We start from the raw sequence: 16,801 nt of genomic DNA on the forward strand, positions 1-16,801 counted from the left end.
AGTCACTGCGTCCGAGCCCGGAACGATCAACTACAGCCGGTCAGCCGATACCCAGTCGGCCACCGCCAACTCCCGGGCCCGGTCGCACACTTCACTGTTTTCTCCCCGTCTAAGGAGCATCATGTCCCTCCCCCTGACCCGCCGGATCGCCCGTACCGCGCTGCTCGTCGCAGCGGGAGCGGCTGCCGGGGTCGGTGCGGCCGGCTCCGCCAGCGCGGCGCCCCAGCTGCCCGCCGCCCCCGACCTCGGCGGGGTGTCCTCGCTGGACAACGCGGGCACCACCGTCGACGGTGCCACGCAGTCCGCCACCGACCTCGCGGGCGACGCCGGCAACCAGGCCGTGCCGGGCGCGGACAAGACGACCGGCAAGGCCGTCAAGACCACGGGCAAGGCCGTCAAGCAGGCCGATGGCCTCACCAAGGGCAGCCTCCCTGGCCCGAAGACGCTGCCGGCGCAGAACCTGCCGCTCGGCTGACACCACGTACGTACGGCGAAGGGGTCCAGGTGCACGCCACCTGGACCCCTTCGCCGTACGTACGAGACCTACAGGCGCCCTACGGCTGCCCGTACCCGCTCATCCGTCGCCGTCAGCGCCACCCTGACGAACCTCTCGCCCGCCGGCCCGTAGAAGTCCCCCGGTGCGACCAGGATGCCCAGCTCCGCCAGGTGCGCCACCGTGTCCCAGCAGGACTCGTCCCGCGTCACCCAGAGGTACAGGCTCGCCTCGCTGTGCTCGATGCGGAAACCGTGCCGCAGCAGGGCCTCGCGCAGGGCCGTACGGCGGGCCGCGTAACGCTCGCGCTGTTCCCGTACGTGCGCGTCGTCGCCCAGGGCGGCGACCGCCGCGGCCTGGGTCGGCGCGGGCGTCATCATGCCGCCGTGCTTGCGGATCTGGAGGAGGTCGCCGAGGACCGCCTCGTCGCCGGCCAGGAACGCGGCCCGGTAGCCCGCGAGATTCGACCGCTTCGAGAGCGAGTGGACGGACACGAGCCCCTCGTACGAGCCGCCGCACACGTCCGGGTGCAGGACCGAGACCGGGTCGGCCTCCCAGCCCAGCTCGAGGTAGCACTCGTCGGAGAAGACGAGGATGCCGTGCTCGCGCGCCCAGGCAACGATCCGCGTCAGCTCGTCCTTGGACAGGACGCGGCCGGTGGGGTTCGACGGGGAGTTGAGCCAGAGGAGCTTCAGCCCGGCCGGGTCCAGTTCCGTCGGGTCCTCGTACGAGACGTAATCCGCGCGGGCCAGCCTGGCTCCGACCTCGTACGTCGGGTAGGCGAGGCGCGGATACGCCACCCTGTCCCCCGGGCCGAGGCCCAGCTGGGTCGGCAGCCAGGCCACCAGTTCCTTCGAGCCGACGACCGGTAGGGCGCCCCGGTGGGTAAGGCCGCGCGCGCCCAGTCGCCGCTCGCACCAGCCCGTGATCGCGTCCCGCAGTTCCGGCGTGCCCCACACCGTGGGATAGCCGGGCGAGTCGGCCGCGGCCACCAGAGCTTTCTGGATCAGCTCGGGCACCGGGTCGACCGGGGTGCCGACGGACAGGTCGACGATGCCGTCCGGATGGGTGGCGGCCGTCGCCTTGAAGGGCTCCAGCTTGTCCCAGGGAAAGGTGGGAAGCCGGTCGGAGACTGCGGACACGGGGTTCACTTTCTGCTTGGGCCGGGCGCTCGGCCGCTCTTGCCGCTTGGGCAAACGCCTCGGTCCCGTACGACGATCAAGGTGATCAGGGCGTACGGGACCGAGGCGGCGCGGATGCGGGCGCCGCTTACTGGTTCTGCGGCGGCAGCGCTGCGATGAAGGGGTGGTCGCGCTCGATCAGGCCGAGCTTGCTGGCGCCGCCGGGCGAGCCGAGTTCGTCGAAGAACTCGACGTTCGCCTTGTAGTAGTCCTTCCACTCTTCGGGAGTGTCGTCCTCGTAGAAGATCGCCTCGACCGGGCAGACCGGTTCGCAGGCTCCGCAGTCGACGCATTCGTCCGGGTGGATGTACAAGGACCTGGAGCCCTCGTAGATGCAGTCGACCGGGCACTCCTCGATGCACGCCTTGTCCTTGACGTCGACACAAGGCTGCGCGATGACGTAGGTCACGCTGTCGTTCCTCCTCGGTAGGGCGCTGGCGGGCCTCCTCAGGCTCCGCCGCCTGGCGCGCGGGAGCGCGGCGTCGTCGATGCCCGCACCTAGTATCTCCGTTCCCGGGCGTGATCCGAACAGGAGGGTTGTACTGAGCTGTGGATTTCTCCTCGCATATACGGCTCGAAGTCCGTGTCACCCCTGCTGACGTGGGCAAACGTGTCTCGGTACGGCAGCTGAACGAAGACGCCCCCAAGGGTGAGAGGTTCACCGACACGGTTGGCGTTCTCACATCATGGGACGCCGGTGTGCTGCTGATCACACGACGGTCCGGGGAGCGCGTCCGTATTCCGGAATCCTCCCTGGTCGCGGGCAAGGTGGTGCCGTCGGCGCCTGCCCGTCGCCGGGGCCCTTCAGCGTCGTACGAGGAGCTGGCGCGGGTCGCCTCGCGGGGCTGGCAGCCGGTAGAGCGGGAACCTCTCGGGGACTGGGAGCTGCGGGCCGCAGCCGGCTTCACGCGGCGGGCGAACTCGGTGCTGCCGCTCGGCGACCCGGGCGTACCGCTCGACGAGGCGCTGTCGCTCGTACGGGACTGGTACGCGGCCCGTGGTCTGCCCGCGTACGTCCAGACCGCGACCGGCGCCGAGGGCACGCAGGAGTTGCTGTGTGCGCAGCTGGAGGAGCGGGGCTGGACTCGAGAGGTGAGCGCCGAGCTGTGGACGGGCGCGCTGGCCCCGCTCGGCGACGTTCCGGAGCCCGAGCGTCCGGTGCTCCTGTCCCGTACGGCGGACGAGGCGTGGCTCGGCCGCTATCAGCGCAAGGGCATGAGCGAGGTGGCCCTCAAGGTGCTGGGCAGCGGGCCTTCGGTGTGGTTCGCGACGATGCCCGGCGACGATCCGGGTTCCCCGGCGGCGATCGGCCGCTGTGTGATCGACGGCCGCTGGGCCGGCTTCGCCGCGGTCGAGGTGGATCCGTCTCTCCGCCGCCAGGGACTGGCCACGATGGTGATGGGCGCCCTGGCCCGGCAGGCGATGACCGAGGGCGCCTCGGCGGCTTGGCTGCAGGTGGAGACGGAGAACGCGGGGGCGCGGGCGCTGTACGCGGGGATGGGGTTCGCGGCGCATCACACGTACCACCACTACCGGCAGCCGTAGCGCGACGGAGGTCGGCGGTGCGGTGAGACTGGTGGTTGGAGCCGCGCGGCGGTAGCGATCGGTGTGAAAGGGCACGAGGCACTTATGGGTCGACCTCATCCTCCCGGGCCGGAGCGGAGCGCCGCGTGGCGGCGGCGGTTCGCCGATGAGGCGCGGGCCGAAAGGCCCGATCTCGCGACGCTGTGCCTGCTCATCGGGGCCGAGGCGGACGGGACGCTCGACGAGGCGGGGATGGACGCCGCGCAGATCGAACTGGACCGGCTGGCCGGGGAGTTGCCGTTCCGGCCGGGCGGGCCCCAGGCCTGGGCCACGGCGCTGGCCGAACATCTCGGCGGACACTGCGGGTTCCGCGGGACGGCCGGTGACTACCAGCGGCTGGAGTCCTCGCTCCTGCACGAGGTGCTGCGGCGGCGGCGCGGGCTGCCCATCCTGCTCTCGGTGGTGTGGATGGAGGTGGCGCGCAGGGCGGGGGCGCATGTGTACGGGGTCGCCCTCCCCGGGCACTTCGTGGTGGGCTTCGGCCGTCAAGGAGCTGCGCCCGGTACTGACTTCGAGGACCAGGTGCTGGCCGACCCCTTCGACGGCGGGCGCGTACTGACCGGCTCGGATGCGGAGCTGCTCGTCGCGGGTGCCACCGGTGCGCCCCTCGACCCGTCGATGCTCACCCCCGCCGACCCGCTCGACGTCGTCCTGCGCATCCTCAACAACATTCGCGCCTGGGCCGCCGCCCGCCCCGAACGCGGCGACGTCGCCCTGTGGGCCGTGGACCTCTCGCTACTGCTCCCGTCCCACCCCGCCCGCCTCCGCTACGACCGCGCTCAACTGCTCGTCCAGCACGGCGACTTCCTGGCGGGCGCCACCGAACTCGACGCGTACGCCGACATCGTGGCCCCCGCCGACGAACCGGCCGCGGCCCGGGTACGCCAACAGGCCCGCGCGGCCCGCGCGATGCTCAACTGAACGGTGTGACTGTCGGCGCATGGGTCGCCGCTACGGCCGGCCATGTATGCCCATGCCAAAAACTGGTGGCATGGACGCGCCAAAGCGGCTATCTTGATCGCCGCTCGGCTCGACCCGCCGGGCACAACCAGTCACAAGGGGGAATCGTGATGCGCAAATTCCTCGTCGGCGCCGCCACCGCCACGGTCGCTGTCGCCGGCCTCTCCTTCGCCGCACCGGCGCAGGCGGCGCCGTCGGACGCGGAATCGGTCCAGGCGATCAATTGCATTGCCAAGGAGAGCGTACGGATCCGGCAGTCGAAGTCCACCAGCTCGCGCGCCCTCGGGCTCTTCCCCAGAGGCGCGGGGGCGGAGTGCGGTGGGGCCTCGGAGGGCGGAACCTTCAACGCCTGCGGCTACACCAACGGATACTTCTGGATCTCGATCAACTATCAGGGCATCAGGGGCTACGTGGCCCTGTACTGCATCAGGCGTCCATGACCGCGTGAACCCCGTGAAGGCCCGTCCTCCCAGGACGGGCCTTCACGCGTTCACGGATTCTCACGCCGACCGCGGCGGCCTCCGGCGGGCCTGGTCGCGCCCGGACAACCAGAGGTCAGTCCGGGTTCGTCTCGATGACTCCGATGCGCTGCTCGGGTGTCTCGCCGCGCAGAGCCTGGCGCAGCGCGGAGACGACGTCCTGGGGCGTGACCGCCGTCTTCTGGCCGTTGCCCCGCGCGATCGTCACACCATCGAAGGTGCTGCCGTACGCCGCCTTGAGCGCCTCGAGGTCGTACGTCTCCACGAGCTTGCCGTTGACGGCCTTGAAGCCGAGGATCTTCGGCAGGGACACGGGGCCGAACGGGATGCTGTGCGCCGCGTCGGTCTGAACGGTGACGCGTTCGGACATCGCCGGCTCCGCGAACTCCTTCATCATCCGGTCGACTTCGGCCTTCGTGACCGTGGGCTCCTTCGTCGTGGTCGGAACCTGAACGGTGCCCGGATCGCCGGTCGCGACCTGCGTGCGGTACGCCTGCTCGACGGCCTTCGTCGACTGGGCGATGGCGATGCCCTTGCCCGCCTTGCCGTACACGGGGACGGCCTTGCCCCCCTCGAACTTGATCGTGCCCTCGGTCGCCGTGCCGGCACCGCCGGCGGCGCGTTCCAGCGCGGCCCGTAGCTTCTCCTCGTCGACGGGCATCGACGGTTCGACGACGCGCTCGCCGCCGAACAGCGAACCGATCACCGACACGGGGTTGTAGTCGGCGCCCGCCGCGGACCGCACGGTGGCCTGGGTGTCGAACTGGAGGCCCGCCTGGTCCGGCTGCAGCGACACCGTCTCGCCGTCGACGGACAGCTTCAACGGCTGGTCCATCTTCTTCCCGAAGGCGTCGTCGAGCTTCTTGACGGCCTCGTCGCGGGTGCCGCCGCCGATGTCGACGCCGAGCACGGTGGTGTTCTTGGGCACATCGGAGTGGTTCATGAGCAACCCGGCGCCGTACGCGATACCGGCGACGCCCACCACGCCGACCCCCAGGAGCACCAGCTTGTTGCGCCCCTTCTTCTTCGGCTTCGAGGCCGCGGGCACGGTCGGCGAGACCGGCTCGGGCAGCTTCGGGGGCTGGTGCGGCATCGGTCCGTCGGAGGGCGCACCGGGCCCGAACGGGTTCTGATGCGCCGGTACGACGGGAATGCCGCTGGTCAGCGTGTGCCCGGAGACGTTCTCGCCGGGGCCGCCGCCGTAACCGGGGGGTTCGGGGGCGGGCTTTTGGGGGGTGAGGATCGCGGTGTCGTCGCTCATGCCGGCGCCGGGGGCGGCGGGGGTGCCGGTTGGGGTGCCGGATGCGCCGGGGCCGCTGCCGGGGCCGTTCGGGGTGCCCGGGCCGCCGGGGCCACCCGGGGAACCGGGAGTTCCCGGGCCTCCAAGGCCACGGGCCGGGGCACCGGATCCGCCGGGCCCGTTCGGGCCACCAGAACCGTTGGGATCACCAGGACCATTCGGCCCACTCAGGGAACCAGGGCCACCGGCGCCCGCGGACCGCCCCGGACCGCCGGAGCCGCCAGGACCGTTCGGGCCACCAGGCCCGTTGGGGTCGCCCGGACCATTCGGCCCACTCAAGGAACCAGGGCCACCGGCGCCCGCCGACCGCCCCGGACCACCGGATCCGCCGGAACCGTTCGGGCCACCAGGCCCGCTCATACCGCTCAGGGAACTGGGACCACCCTGACCCCCAGGGCCACCGGCCGGAGCACCGTATCCGCCAGGCCCGTTCGGGCCACCAGGGCCGCTCGGTCCACTCAGGGAACCGGGACCCCCAGGCCGCCCCGGACTGCCGGGTCCACCGGAACCGCCCGGACCATTCGGCCCGTCCGGCCCACTCGGACCGCTCAGGGAACCAGGGCCACCCGGCCCCCCACGACGCCCAGGGTCACCGGCCGACGAGCCGGATCCGCCCGGTCGGCCAGCGCCGTTCGGTCCACCGAAAGCCCCATGGCTCCCGGAACCTGCCTGACCCCCGATCCCGCCAGGCCCGCCGAAACTGTCAGGGCCTCCCTGGCCCCCCGGCCGCCCGGCACCGCCAGGCGCCGCCATCGGCCCGTCCCCGGTGACCGGACCACCGGTCGGCCCGGAGGGACCGCCCGGTCCGCCCGGTCCGCCCGGTCCGCCCTGGCCACTCCGGCCGCCTTCGGAGAAGTACGGCAGATCATCGCGCCGCGAGGCGTCGTCACCGGCCCCGTTCGCACCCTCCGCGTTCCCGGAGCCACTCCCGCTACCGGCTCCCAGCGGCCCCGCCGCCAGCACACCGGACACGTCGAAGGACCCGGTACCGCCACCATGACCCGGCGCCACAGCACTGGTGCCGCCCGCACCGGGCAGCCCCGCACCGTTCGTACCGTTCGCGCCACCGGGCCGAGGCGCTCCACCGGGACGCGTGCCCGCACTCCCGGGACGAGGGCCAGTAGCGCCCGGGGCACCCGAGCCCGTACCCGCCGAACCGCCGGAGGCACCCGCCCCGTTGGTCGAGCCACCGCCCTGACCGCCCTTGGGCGCACCGGACTTACGAGGAGCGAACCAGTCGCTCGTCTTCTCCTCGGCGGCGGCGCCGGAGCCGGAAGAGGGTGCAGGCTCGGGGGACTTGGGCGCACCCGAGGAAGCGCTCGGCCCCGGATCGGCCGCGGCCGAAGCCGGTCTGGCCGAACCCGCCGAGCCGGCCGACCCGTTCGCACCGTTCGTGCTCTTCGAGCCGCTGTCGGACTTCTCGGCGTCAGCGACGGGCGTCCGCACGACGACCGGCGGAATGGGCCTGGATCCAGGGATGTTGATCCGGATCCGCGTCGTCAGCGTGGTCTCGGTTTTGACCTCCTCCGGCCGTTCACCGGCGGAACGCCCCGCGTCGGCACCGTCTTCGGAACCCGTGGGGGTCCCGTACGGCGGCGTACCCGACGGGTAGGCGGTTCCGCCGCGCCCGTTGGGCCCGGAGGACGAACTGTCAGTTTCACGACTCAAGGCAGGTTCTCCCGATTGGCTCCGCCGCCCGTGTACTCGACCTCAACCTCGTTTCGGGCGGCTCGGCGGCGCGCACCACCATACTGGCCACCTCTGGCGCTTATCCGGCGACCGCTGAGGAAACCCACACCGGACCCCCACGCTCGTTCCGCGGCGAAGTAGTACGTCACTTGCCAAGTCGGGCGGTGGAGCCAGGTGGTTGCCGCCCCGCGCCAAGGGTGGCGCACATCACAGCCACAGCCATCCCGCCGAGCAGGAACAGGTAGGACCCGGCTCCCGCGGCGAAGAGGAAGTCGCCCTCCGGTCGGCTGGCGGTGAGCAGGATGACGGCGACCATCCACCCGGCCGCGGGCGCCACCGCCCCGGCCCGGCTGCCGAGCGCCCGCGCCCCGCCCAGAAAGAGCCCGGCCGCCCCAGCGAGCGCGAGCAGCAACCCGCCCGGGAACCAGCCGGATTGGACCAGGCCCCCGGCCGCCCCGATCACCGCACCCAGCGCAAACAGCCCCAGGTAGGCGGCAATTCGGACCCCCGAGGGCAGCGCCAACGGCTGCGCGAGCATGCTCCCCGCGCCACCGGAGCCGGAGCTGCGCGCACTCGATCTGTTCGCCCTGTTCGCCGTACTCATCGCACACTCACCTCAGAAGTCCCCGAAATTCCCGAAATCCCCGCAAACAGGTCTGTCTCCGGCGCCCCGGACGCCGCCCCACCCAGTTCACCCCGCACCAACTCGTAGTACTCCACGAGGAAAATCGGCTGCGCGAGCTGATTCGACAGCGCGAACCACGGCTCGACGACGTCGATCTGCGTGGCGTGTGCCCGCATCGCCGCGGCCTTGGCGGCGGCGTAGGCCGTGCCGTCGATCTCCGTCGTGATCAGGGTGTCGTCCACCACACCGGGCACGTCATCGACGGCGGCGGAGGCGGAAAAGGGCAGTTCGTCCAGTACGTCCTTCAGGCGCGCGAAGGCCTCTTCGGCGACGGAGCGTGGTACGCGGTTCCAGTAGATCTTCGCGATGGTCCAGGCCGTGCCGAGGTCCGGGCGGAAGTCCGGCTCGGCCGCCAGATCCGCGGCGCGTATCGCTACCCGGTGGGTCTGGATGTGGTCGGGGTGGCCGTAACCGCCGTTGGGGTCGTAGGTGACCAGCACCTGCGGCCGTACCTCGCGGATCACCCCGACGAGCTCAGCGGCGGCCTCGTCGAGGTCCGCCTGCCAGAAGCAGCGAGGGTCGTCGTTGTCGGGCAGGCCCATCATCCCGGAGTCCTGGTGGCGGCCGGGCCCGCCGAGGGAGCGGAAGTCGTACACGTCGAGGGCGTCCATAGCTGCCGCGAGTTCCGTGCGGCGGTGGCTGCCGAGGGCCTCGCCCGTCAGATGGGCGAGCTCGGGCGGAATGACCTCGCCGCGCTCGCCCAGCGTGCAGGTCACCAGGGTGACGTGGGCGCCCTCGGCCGCGTACCGGGCCATGGTCGCGCCGTTGTTGATCGACTCGTCGTCCGGGTGCGCATGCACCAGGAGCAGTCGGCGGCCGGGCAGTTCCGTCATGGGCCCACCCTATGAGCCACGGCGGTACACGGCTCCCTGGGCCCCGGCCGTACGGGGTTCAGCGGTTCCGCCCGTACGAGGCTCCCATGGCCCGTCCGTACGAGGCTCCGCCGTACCCAGCCCCCACGTGCCCACGGGCCCCCGGCGCATGCCTATGAAACGCGGCTCATGAGGCCGCTCAGAACTTGATGTCCCCGATCATGCCCGCGATGTTGTTCGTCACCTCGCTGATCGTGGGCGCGATCGTCGAGCTGGCCAGATAGAAGCCGAACAGGACGCAGACGACCGCGTGACCGGCCTTCAGTCCCGATTTCTTGACCAGCAGGAAGACGATGATCGCCAGCAGCACCACCGCCGAAATCGAGAGTGCCACGGCGGTTCACCTCCAAGGTTCCCAGGGACGCGTCGGGTCAGTACAGGTCAGTACGGCAGCCAGCGGGTTCATACCCAGGCAGCGCCATTGATCATAACTATCCATCCGCGCGCATCGATCGGCGCACGGCCGCACAAGGGGGCGCATGGCCAATATGGTCGGGGCATGACCACCGAGCCTCTCTCCTTTCCACGCCGGCAGGCGCGCACCCTGCGCTTCACGCTCGGCGCTCCCCGCGCCTTCACCGTGGCGCCCGACGGTTCCCGGGTCGTGTTCCTGCGGTCCCGCTCGGGTACGGACCGGGCGAATGTGCTGTGGGTCCTCGATGTGGCGGACGGCGAGGAACGCGTCGCGGCCGACCCGCAGGCGCTGCTGGGCGGCGCCACCGAGCGGCTCTCGGCCGAGGAGAGAGCGCGCCGGGAGCGCAGCCGGGAGGGCGGCGCGGGCATCGTCGGCTATGCCACGGACACGGCCGTGGAGTTGGCGTCCTTCGCGTTGTCCGGGCGGCTCTTCACCGCCGAGCTGCGGGCCGGTACGGCACGTGAACTGCCCGTTCCCGGCCCGGTACTTGACCCGCGTCCGTCCCCCGACGGACGGCTCGTGGCGTACGTCACTGGGGGCGCCCTGCACGTCGTAGGCGCCGAGGGCGAGGGCGACCGGGCGCTGGCGGAACCCGAGTCGGAGACGGTGACGTACGGCCTCGCCGAGTTCATCGCAGCGGAGGAGATGGGCCGTTCGCGCGGCTTCTGGTGGTCGCCCGAGTCGGACCGGCTGCTGGTGGCGCGGGCCGACGACGCGCCCGTACGCCGCTGGTGGATCGCCGACCCCGCGCGGCCGGATCAGGCGCCGCAGCAGGTCGCGTACCCGGCGGCCGGAACCGACAACGCGGACGTACGGCTCTTCGTGTTCGCGCTCGACGGGGCGCGTACGGAGGTCGTGTGGGACCGGGCGCGCTACCCCTATCTGGCACGAGTGCACTGGTCAGCGGCCGGGGCCCCGCTCCTCCTCGTACAGGCGCGGGACCAGCGGAGCCAGCTCTATCTGGCCGTGGATCCCGACACCGGGGCGACCCGGATGGTGCACGCGGACGAAGATCCACAATGGCTGGATCTTTTCCCCGGCGTACCGTGCTGGAGCCCCGGCGGGCACCTCGTGCGGATCGCCGACGAGGGCGGGGCGCGGGTGCTCGCGGTGGGGGAACGCCCGCTGACGGGACCGCAGTTGCACGTACGGGCGGTGCTCGATGTCTCGGACGACGATGTGCTGGTGTCCGCGTCGGCGGGCGAGGCGGCGGCCGCTCCCGAGATCGGTGAGGTCCACGTCTACCGGGTCAACGACCTTGGCGTGGAACGCCTTTCGCAAGAGCCCGGGGTGCACTCGGCGGTGCGTTCCGGCCCCGTGACGGTGCTCGTCTCGGCCGTCCCCGACCGCCCCGGCGCCCAGGTGCGGGTGCTGCACGAGGGCAAGGCGGCGGCGACTGTGGCCTCGTACGCCGAAGACCCCGGACTGAGCCCGCGCGTGAGCCTCACGGAGGCGGGTCAGCGCCGGGTGCCGTGCGCCGTCCTGCTCCCAACGGACCACACCGGCGGTCCGCTGCCGGTCCTGATGGACCCGTACGGCGGCCCGCACGGTCAGCGGGTGCTGGCGGCGCACAACCCGTACCTCACCTCGCAGTGGTTCGCCGACCAGGGCTTCGCGGTGATCGTCGCGGACGGGCGAGGGATGCCAGGCCGCTCGCCCGCCTGGGAGAAGGCGATCAAGGACGACATGGCCGCGATCGTCCTGGACGATCAGATCCACGCGCTCCAGGCACTCGCCGAACGCTTCCCTTTGGACCTCAACCGGGTCGCCATCCGCGGCTGGTCATTCGGCGGCTACCTCGCCGGCCTCGCGGTGCTACGCCGCCCGGACGTCTTTCACACGGCCGTCGTCGGCGCCCCGGTCACCGACCAGCGCCTGTACGACACCCACTACACGGAGCGCTACCTCGGCGACCCGAACCGCCAGCCCGAGGTCTACGCCGCGAACTCCCTGATCGACGACAACGGCCTGGTCGGCGCCGCCGAACCCGCCCGCCCGATGATGATCATCCACGGCATGGCCGACGACAACGTAGTGGTGGCCCACACCCTGCGCCTGTCTTCGGCGCTGCTGGCCGCCGGCCGCCCGCACGAGGTGCTGCCCCTCTCCGGAGTCACGCACATGACGCCACAGGAACAGGTGGCGGAGAACTTGCTGCTGCTCCAGGTGGACTTCCTACGCCGAGCTTTGAAGCTTGGCTGAGCTGCAAGAATCCGCCGAGCACCGCAACCATCAATTAAGGAACCACCACGAAGCACCAACCAGGTCCGCGAGAGTGGCGCCGGTTTAGGCGCAAAAAGAGGCGACCGGCCGGGGAGACATGGCGCGCCCCGGCCGGTCTACGGCACCCGCACGGCCGTACGTTGTTCAGACTGACGCGTCCGTATATCGGTATCGGGTCAGTGAAGTTGCTTACGTGTTAACGAAGTTGATGCGGGTTTGTGCCGCTATGCCGACTGTACGGGGCCTGAAGGTGCGCTTCTAGGGAACAGCGACTGCCGCCTTGGGGGCGGCGGCCAACCGCAGGCCGACCTCCACAAGGGTCCAACCGAGGCGGGTACGGAGCCCCCGGGGACGCCCGGGACGCCGGGCCGCGACGGCGAGGCGGTACGCGTCGGCTTCGGCACGGAGCTCGGCTGCGCGGGCGTGGTGCAGGACGAGGTGGGTCTCGGGATACATCGGGCGGCCTCTCAGTCCGTGCGGGTGGGGATGACGTGGGTGTGGACGCGGACCCGCTCGGCGTCCGGGGTGCCGTCGTCGGGGGCCAGCGCGCCGTAGCTCTCCACGAGGTCGTGCATCTTGCGGGTGAGTTCGAGGGCGAGTTCGGGTGTGAGCTCCAGCGTCCAGTCGCTCATGTCCGTGGCGCGCTGCCACGCTTCGGACCAGTCGTCGCGGGTGCCGATCCAGGTCGCCAGCTCCTGGGTGTGCTGGTTGGCGAGCTCGTGGAAGAGCAGGTCAGCGGCTCCGCGCACTTCGGGGTCACGGTTCTTGAGCAGCTCATCGTCGAAGCGCACGCTCGCGTGGATCGCCTTCCACCACCGCTCGCGCCCCTTGCCGTGCTCCGGCGCGTCCTCGACGAAGCCGTATGCGGCGAGCTGACGCAGGTGGTAGCTGGTGGCACCGCTGGACTCGCCCAGTTTCGCGGCCAGTTGGGACGCGGTGGCCGGTCCGTTGCGCCGCAGCGTGTTCAGCAGCCGCATACGCAGTGGATGCGCGAGTCCACGCAGCGAGCGGGCGTCGAGGCTGTGGACTTGCGGGTCCTGTGGCTCGTTCATGCGTACAAAGATAGCCTTACAAAGGATGCGTTGCAACGATTTCTTTGCAAGGCATCCTTTGCAAGGCAGCTGCGCCTCCCAGCACTCGCTGGAAGCGACGTCACATCCAAACGGCAGAGGGGCACACGCCCACCGGTCGGCAGTGAACCTTTCGGTCACAGCACCAGCCACGTCTAGCCCAACTTGCCCCGCTCCACACAGAATTCGTTGCCCTCGGGGTCGGCGAGTGTCACCCAGCCCCGGCCGTCCGGCCGGGTGTGGTCGGCGATCAGCCGGGCCCCGAGCCTGATCGCCCGCTCGACCTCCTCCGCACGGGTGCGCCCCTGCGGACGCAGGTCGAAATGCACCCGGTTCTTGACGGTCTTCGGTTCGGGCACGCGGACGAACAGCAGGCCCGGACCACCGGAGGGATCCGCGATGAGCGCCTCCGGGTCGCCGGGCTTGTCGTCGTCGGCCAGCGGCCGCCCGAGCAACTGGCTCCAGAACAGCGCGAGATCGTACGGATCTCCGGTGCAGTCAAAGGTGATGTGGCGGATGACGGGGTTCAACTGGCTCCTTCAGACGGCTTGTTGTGGCCGTGGCGAGCATTCCCCGGTCGCCGTGCCCCTGTCGAACGATTAATCGGTCCGGTTCGGCCCGCTCCTCTCCGGACGTGTACGTGAGGACGCGTGCGACCGCCGAACAGACGCCGTTCGCGAGAGGGCCCTACGGTGGAAGCATGGCGAAACACCGCATCACCATCACCGTCGGTCCTGGTGAGGACGCCGCGATCCGCGAGGCCGCGGCCGACTACGGTCTCGGTCTCTCCGCATTCCTGCGCACGGCGGCACTCGCAGAGGTGGCGCGGTGCCGGCGTGTCCGGGCCCGGTTCGCGGAGGTGGACGCGGTCAGCCGCGCTGCCGAGGAGAGCCCGCCCGACGACATCTCGCTCGCCGCCGCCCCCGAGGACGATGCCGCCATGGACGCCTACCTGGATGCCATCGACGGCGGCTTCGACACCCGAGGCAGCTCCGCCGGTCGACTCCCTACGGGACTTCCGGACGGCAAGCCCACGCTGTTGTGACGCTACGGCGGACTGGTCGGCGACAGTTCGAGCGGTTGATCGCAGGGATCAACTCCGCGAAATCACACCGGACTTGATCCCGACAAGCAGCGGCACGAGGGCGGACGGAGCAGCGGCGGCGACCGTACTGGGGGCTTCGATTTCACGGAGGTGCACGGTGCCGGTCGGGGCGAGGGCGAGTTCGACACGCTACGAGGGCCTCCGTCAGGTTTGCGGCTCGCTCCCTGTGTCGTCGGGTGTGACGGTGATGATGGCGACCGCTGCCGGGTGCGGCTGCGGCGCGTACACGTACACCACGGTCAGTCCAGGCATGTCCTCGCGTGGTTCGAGTCGGGTCCGGTACACGACCGTCTCGCTGTTGCCCTGCACCGAGCCGCGCCGTATGCCGAGCCTGGGGTTGTCCTCCAACTCTCGCCGCAGTTCTTCGACAGCCTGCTGGGCGACCAGACCGAGCATCTGGAGGCGTTTTGCCACCGAGGCCGTGATCACGGCGATGGCTCGGCTCACTCCTGGCTGCCTTTCTTGATCTCGGCGATGAGGTCGAGCCCCTCCTGTAGCGCATCGTCGAACTCGGGGTCGCTGAATGCGCGGATGCTGCCGGCATAGGTCTTGATGACGTCGGCGACCTGGTGGAGGTCGGTGGCCGTGGAAGTGTCCAGGGCGCGAGCGAGGTCGGCCTCAAAACTCTCGGCGTCGCCTGGGAAGCCTCGCCCGTCCCGGAGCGCGGCGCGGATGTCGGCCACGGTCCTGAGGTGCGGCAGTGATGCATGCGGTGTCTCGGCGTGCCGTGCACTCATGGATCCTCCTCGGGCCAGGTACGCGCCTACGACCATAGTCGCGCTCACGGGGCGATCTCGAGCTGGATGGCCGCACTCATGACGTCCTCGCACTGCCGCACGACAAGCGGCTCTACCGCCTGGACGCGCAGCGCCGGGCCTTCGTCCAGACCCAGCACCACCGCGGAGTAGCCCGCGTCGCACTGTTCGCTCCGTACGCTGACGACGACTCGCCACTCACCCCGCGCTCTCAGCCGATATCCAGGCCGCACCATGGCCGCAGCGATCTCCCTCCCGACGGGCTCGGGCACGATGTCCGGCGCCTTCAGCTCGACCCATACGGTTTTCCCGATCCCGCCCGCGCGCTCCTCGACGCCCCAGCGGTGAGCCAACGCCTCCACGAGCAGCAGCCCACGCCCGCCGGTCTCCTCGTCGCCGGGCGCCCGCACTTCGGGTCGGCCCGCGCCCGCGTCGCTGACCTCCAGCCGCAGCAGGCCGTCCTCCAGCGGTCGCGCGATCCGGACGCCCACCTGTCGGTCACTCGGTACGGGCACGCGGAGCGCGTTGGTCACCAGCTCGGAGAGCACCAACTCCGCGACTTCCAGGACGTCTTGACTCATGCCCCATTCACCGAGCACTGCGTGCGCCAGCGCCCGCGTTCTGGGCACGCTGCGACGGCAACGGGTTAGCCGGAAGGTGACTTCGTTCTGTGCAGTCATGACAGCCCCCAGAGGGTCGATGCGCGGCCGGAGCCCCACAGAGACGGCCAGTTGAGCCGTGGGACGCCGATGTCCATGCCCAGCAGGATGCATACGCATCACTCGAATCTGCAACGTTGCCAAATAAGATGGCAGCAATCTTCCACCTTTCGAGTTAATCCCGCCCGGCTGCATCCACGACTCTGCTAAACGTGTTGGCATGCCTGCCAAGAGCACCTCGCCGAACCCCTCCACCGTGCTCGGTCGCCAACTTGGCGACGAGCTACGTAGGTTGCGAGAGGCGGCCCAGCTGACCACCACTCAGGCAGCCGAGGCCCTCGACTGCACCAAGGGCAAGATCAGCCGGATCGAGAACGGTCGAGTGGCGGTCCGGCTTCCGGACCTGACCGCGATGCTGCATGCCTACGAGGCGGCGGACCCCGAGCTCCGTGAGCGGCTGAGTGCACTGGCCCGTAAGGCCAACCGCCGTCGCAGGCAGGGATGGTGGAATCAGTACGGCTCCGTTCTCGCTGACACGTACCGCGACTACATCGCGCTGGAAGCCATGGCCGGGGAGATCCGCACGTTTCAGGCGCAGCTTGTTCCCGGTCTGCTCCAAATCCCGGAGTACGTCCGTGCCGTGACGGTGGCCTCGCAGCAGTGGCAGACGGCAGACGAGATCGAGAAGTTCGTCCAGGTACGCCTCGCCCGTCAGGAACGACTCACTGGCGAGTCTCCCTTGCATCTCTGGGCCGTGCTGTCAGAAGCCGTCCTTCTCCAGCAGGTCGGTGGACCCCGGGTCATGCAGGCGCAGTTGGAGCACCTCCTGACCACCTCCGAGCATCCCAACGTGACCATCCAGGTCCTGCCGTTCTCCCGCGGAGCGCACGCGAGTATGTTCGGCCCGTACGTGGTTCTGGGCTTCCCCGAGGAGGCGGCGCTCGACGTGGTGCTGGCGGACAACCCGACCGGCTCCATCTGGCTGGAGCGGGAGGCAGAAGTCGCCCGCTACCAAGATCTGTTCGATGCCGCTCGCACGTCCGCGCTCTCTCCGGTGGAATCCCGCGCCATCATCCAACGCCGGGCCAAGGAGCACAGAGCATGAATCCCGCACGCCACAGCACGCCGGACCTGTCGGGTGCGAAGTGGCGCAGCAGCACCTACAGCGGCGGCAACAACGAGTGCGTCGAGATCGTGGACAATCTCCCCGCCCTCATACCCGTCCGCGACAGCAAGCGCCCCACCGGCCCCACACTCGCCTTCTCCCACAGGACATGGACCGCCTTCGTCGATCACCTGCGCTGAACGAAGCCCGGAGCCTCACGCAGTGA

General features: G+C 70.3%; 21 protein-coding genes. 9 read left to right on the top strand and 12 right to left on the bottom strand.

Annotation, left to right across the window (positions count from 1 at the left end; genetic code table 11):
* Positions 1 to 121: 121 nt before the first annotated feature.
* A complete protein-coding gene (locus tag ACQEVY_RS15640; RefSeq protein WP_432948821.1) occupies positions 122 to 475 on the top strand; it encodes an ATP-binding protein in 354 nt (117 codons plus the stop codon).
* 68 nt (positions 476 to 543) lie between these two features.
* On the opposite strand, the gene ACQEVY_RS15645 is transcribed toward ACQEVY_RS15640, so the two are convergent.
* Positions 544 to 1,635 (bottom strand): bifunctional succinyldiaminopimelate transaminase/glutamate-prephenate aminotransferase, encoded by a 1,092-nt coding sequence (locus tag ACQEVY_RS15645; RefSeq protein ID WP_432948823.1) that lies wholly within the window; start codon positions 1,633 to 1,635, stop codon positions 544 to 546.
* Positions 1,636 to 1,762: 127 nt separating this feature from the next.
* Entirely contained in the window at positions 1,763 to 2,083 is a 321-nt protein-coding gene (gene fdxA / locus ACQEVY_RS15650; protein ID WP_018089397.1) for a ferredoxin, read from the bottom strand.
* A 140-nt stretch (positions 2,084 to 2,223) separates the two neighbouring features.
* Between fdxA and ACQEVY_RS15655 the strand changes: the two genes are divergently transcribed.
* From ACQEVY_RS15655 to ACQEVY_RS15665, 3 genes are all read left to right on the top strand, one after another.
* Positions 2,224 to 3,219, top strand: a complete 996-nt coding sequence (locus ACQEVY_RS15655; RefSeq protein ID WP_432948825.1) for a GNAT family N-acetyltransferase — start codon at positions 2,224 to 2,226, stop codon at positions 3,217 to 3,219.
* Between the two features lie 84 nt (positions 3,220 to 3,303).
* Positions 3,304 to 4,179: a tetratricopeptide repeat protein gene (locus ACQEVY_RS15660; protein WP_432948827.1), complete on the top strand. Its 876-nt coding sequence runs from the start codon at positions 3,304 to 3,306 to the stop codon at positions 4,177 to 4,179.
* Positions 4,180 to 4,325: 146 nt separating this feature from the next.
* Complete coding sequence (locus tag ACQEVY_RS15665; RefSeq protein WP_432948829.1) at positions 4,326 to 4,658, top strand: hypothetical protein; 333 nt, start codon at positions 4,326 to 4,328, stop codon at positions 4,656 to 4,658.
* Positions 4,659 to 4,773: 115 nt separating this feature from the next.
* Here ACQEVY_RS15665 and ACQEVY_RS15670 read toward each other — a convergent pair whose 3' ends face one another.
* Positions 4,774 to 6,861, bottom strand: coding sequence for a hypothetical protein (locus ACQEVY_RS15670; protein WP_432955237.1), 2,088 nt, complete (start codon positions 6,859 to 6,861; stop codon positions 4,774 to 4,776).
* 340 nt (positions 6,862 to 7,201) lie between these two features.
* Here ACQEVY_RS15670 and ACQEVY_RS15675 point away from each other — a divergent pair, with 340 nt between their 5' ends.
* Complete coding sequence (locus ACQEVY_RS15675) at positions 7,202 to 7,609, top strand: hypothetical protein (protein WP_432955669.1); 408 nt, start codon at positions 7,202 to 7,204, stop codon at positions 7,607 to 7,609.
* 222 nt (positions 7,610 to 7,831) lie between these two features.
* On the opposite strand, the gene ACQEVY_RS15680 is transcribed toward ACQEVY_RS15675, so the two are convergent.
* From ACQEVY_RS15680 to ACQEVY_RS15690, 3 genes are all read right to left on the bottom strand, one after another.
* Complete coding sequence (locus ACQEVY_RS15680; RefSeq protein WP_432948831.1) at positions 7,832 to 8,290, bottom strand: DUF6113 family protein; 459 nt, start codon at positions 8,288 to 8,290, stop codon at positions 7,832 to 7,834.
* Positions 8,287 to 9,204 carry an N-acetyl-1-D-myo-inositol-2-amino-2-deoxy-alpha-D-glucopyranoside deacetylase gene (gene mshB, locus ACQEVY_RS15685; RefSeq protein WP_432948832.1) on the bottom strand — a complete coding sequence of 306 codons (918 nt, stop codon included), beginning with the start codon at positions 9,202 to 9,204 and terminating at the stop codon, positions 8,287 to 8,289. Before mshB ends, ACQEVY_RS15680 begins: the two co-directional genes overlap by 4 nt.
* 178 nt (positions 9,205 to 9,382) lie before the next feature.
* On the bottom strand, positions 9,383 to 9,577 hold the full coding sequence (locus tag ACQEVY_RS15690; RefSeq protein ID WP_165342426.1) for a hypothetical protein: 195 nt from the start codon (positions 9,575 to 9,577) through the stop codon (positions 9,383 to 9,385).
* 165 nt (positions 9,578 to 9,742) lie between these two features.
* Between ACQEVY_RS15690 and ACQEVY_RS15695 the strand changes: the two genes are divergently transcribed.
* Positions 9,743 to 11,860 (top strand): prolyl oligopeptidase family serine peptidase, encoded by a 2,118-nt coding sequence (locus ACQEVY_RS15695; RefSeq protein WP_432948834.1) that lies wholly within the window; start codon positions 9,743 to 9,745, stop codon positions 11,858 to 11,860.
* A gap of 279 nt (positions 11,861 to 12,139) precedes the next feature.
* Here ACQEVY_RS15695 and ACQEVY_RS15700 read toward each other — a convergent pair whose 3' ends face one another.
* The 3 genes from ACQEVY_RS15700 to ACQEVY_RS15710 all read right to left on the bottom strand — a co-directional run bounded on the left by ACQEVY_RS15700 (position 12,140) and on the right by ACQEVY_RS15710 (position 13,481).
* Positions 12,140 to 12,337 (bottom strand): hypothetical protein, encoded by a 198-nt coding sequence (locus tag ACQEVY_RS15700; RefSeq protein WP_432948836.1) that lies wholly within the window; start codon positions 12,335 to 12,337, stop codon positions 12,140 to 12,142.
* Between the two features lie 11 nt (positions 12,338 to 12,348).
* Positions 12,349 to 12,933, bottom strand: coding sequence for an ArsR/SmtB family transcription factor (locus tag ACQEVY_RS15705; protein WP_432948838.1), 585 nt, complete (start codon positions 12,931 to 12,933; stop codon positions 12,349 to 12,351).
* A 173-nt stretch (positions 12,934 to 13,106) separates the two neighbouring features.
* Positions 13,107 to 13,481 (bottom strand): VOC family protein, encoded by a 375-nt coding sequence (locus tag ACQEVY_RS15710; RefSeq protein WP_432948840.1) that lies wholly within the window; start codon positions 13,479 to 13,481, stop codon positions 13,107 to 13,109.
* Between the two features lie 170 nt (positions 13,482 to 13,651).
* Here ACQEVY_RS15710 and ACQEVY_RS15715 point away from each other — a divergent pair, with 170 nt between their 5' ends.
* Entirely contained in the window at positions 13,652 to 13,996 is a 345-nt protein-coding gene (locus ACQEVY_RS15715) for a hypothetical protein (RefSeq protein WP_432948842.1), read from the top strand.
* A 204-nt stretch (positions 13,997 to 14,200) separates the two neighbouring features.
* Here ACQEVY_RS15715 and ACQEVY_RS15720 read toward each other — a convergent pair whose 3' ends face one another.
* Genes ACQEVY_RS15720 through ACQEVY_RS15730 form a run of 3 tightly spaced genes read right to left on the bottom strand, consistent with a single transcriptional unit; the run spans position 14,201 to position 15,491 of the window.
* The gene (locus ACQEVY_RS15720; protein ID WP_432948844.1) at positions 14,201 to 14,503 is read right to left on the bottom strand and encodes a hypothetical protein; all 303 of its coding nucleotides are present in this window, start codon (positions 14,501 to 14,503) and stop codon (positions 14,201 to 14,203) included.
* Positions 14,500 to 14,793, bottom strand: coding sequence for a DUF6247 family protein (locus ACQEVY_RS15725; RefSeq protein ID WP_432948846.1), 294 nt, complete (start codon positions 14,791 to 14,793; stop codon positions 14,500 to 14,502). The genes ACQEVY_RS15720 and ACQEVY_RS15725 overlap by 4 nt, the downstream gene beginning before the upstream one ends.
* A gap of 44 nt (positions 14,794 to 14,837) precedes the next feature.
* Entirely contained in the window at positions 14,838 to 15,491 is a 654-nt protein-coding gene (locus ACQEVY_RS15730; protein WP_432948848.1) for an ATP-binding protein, read from the bottom strand.
* Between the two features lie 199 nt (positions 15,492 to 15,690).
* On the opposite strand from ACQEVY_RS15730, the gene ACQEVY_RS15735 reads away from it, so the two are divergent.
* Both ACQEVY_RS15735 and ACQEVY_RS15740 read left to right on the top strand, forming a co-directional pair.
* A complete protein-coding gene (locus ACQEVY_RS15735) occupies positions 15,691 to 16,575 on the top strand; it encodes a helix-turn-helix domain-containing protein (RefSeq protein WP_432948850.1) in 885 nt (294 codons plus the stop codon).
* A complete protein-coding gene (locus tag ACQEVY_RS15740) occupies positions 16,572 to 16,775 on the top strand; it encodes a DUF397 domain-containing protein (RefSeq protein WP_432948852.1) in 204 nt (67 codons plus the stop codon). Before ACQEVY_RS15735 ends, ACQEVY_RS15740 begins: the two co-directional genes overlap by 4 nt.
* Positions 16,776 to 16,801: the final 26 nt, after the last annotated feature.

The organism is Streptomyces sp. CA-288835, from assembly GCF_050936385.1.
Taxonomy (GTDB): domain Bacteria; phylum Actinomycetota; class Actinomycetes; order Streptomycetales; family Streptomycetaceae; genus Streptomyces.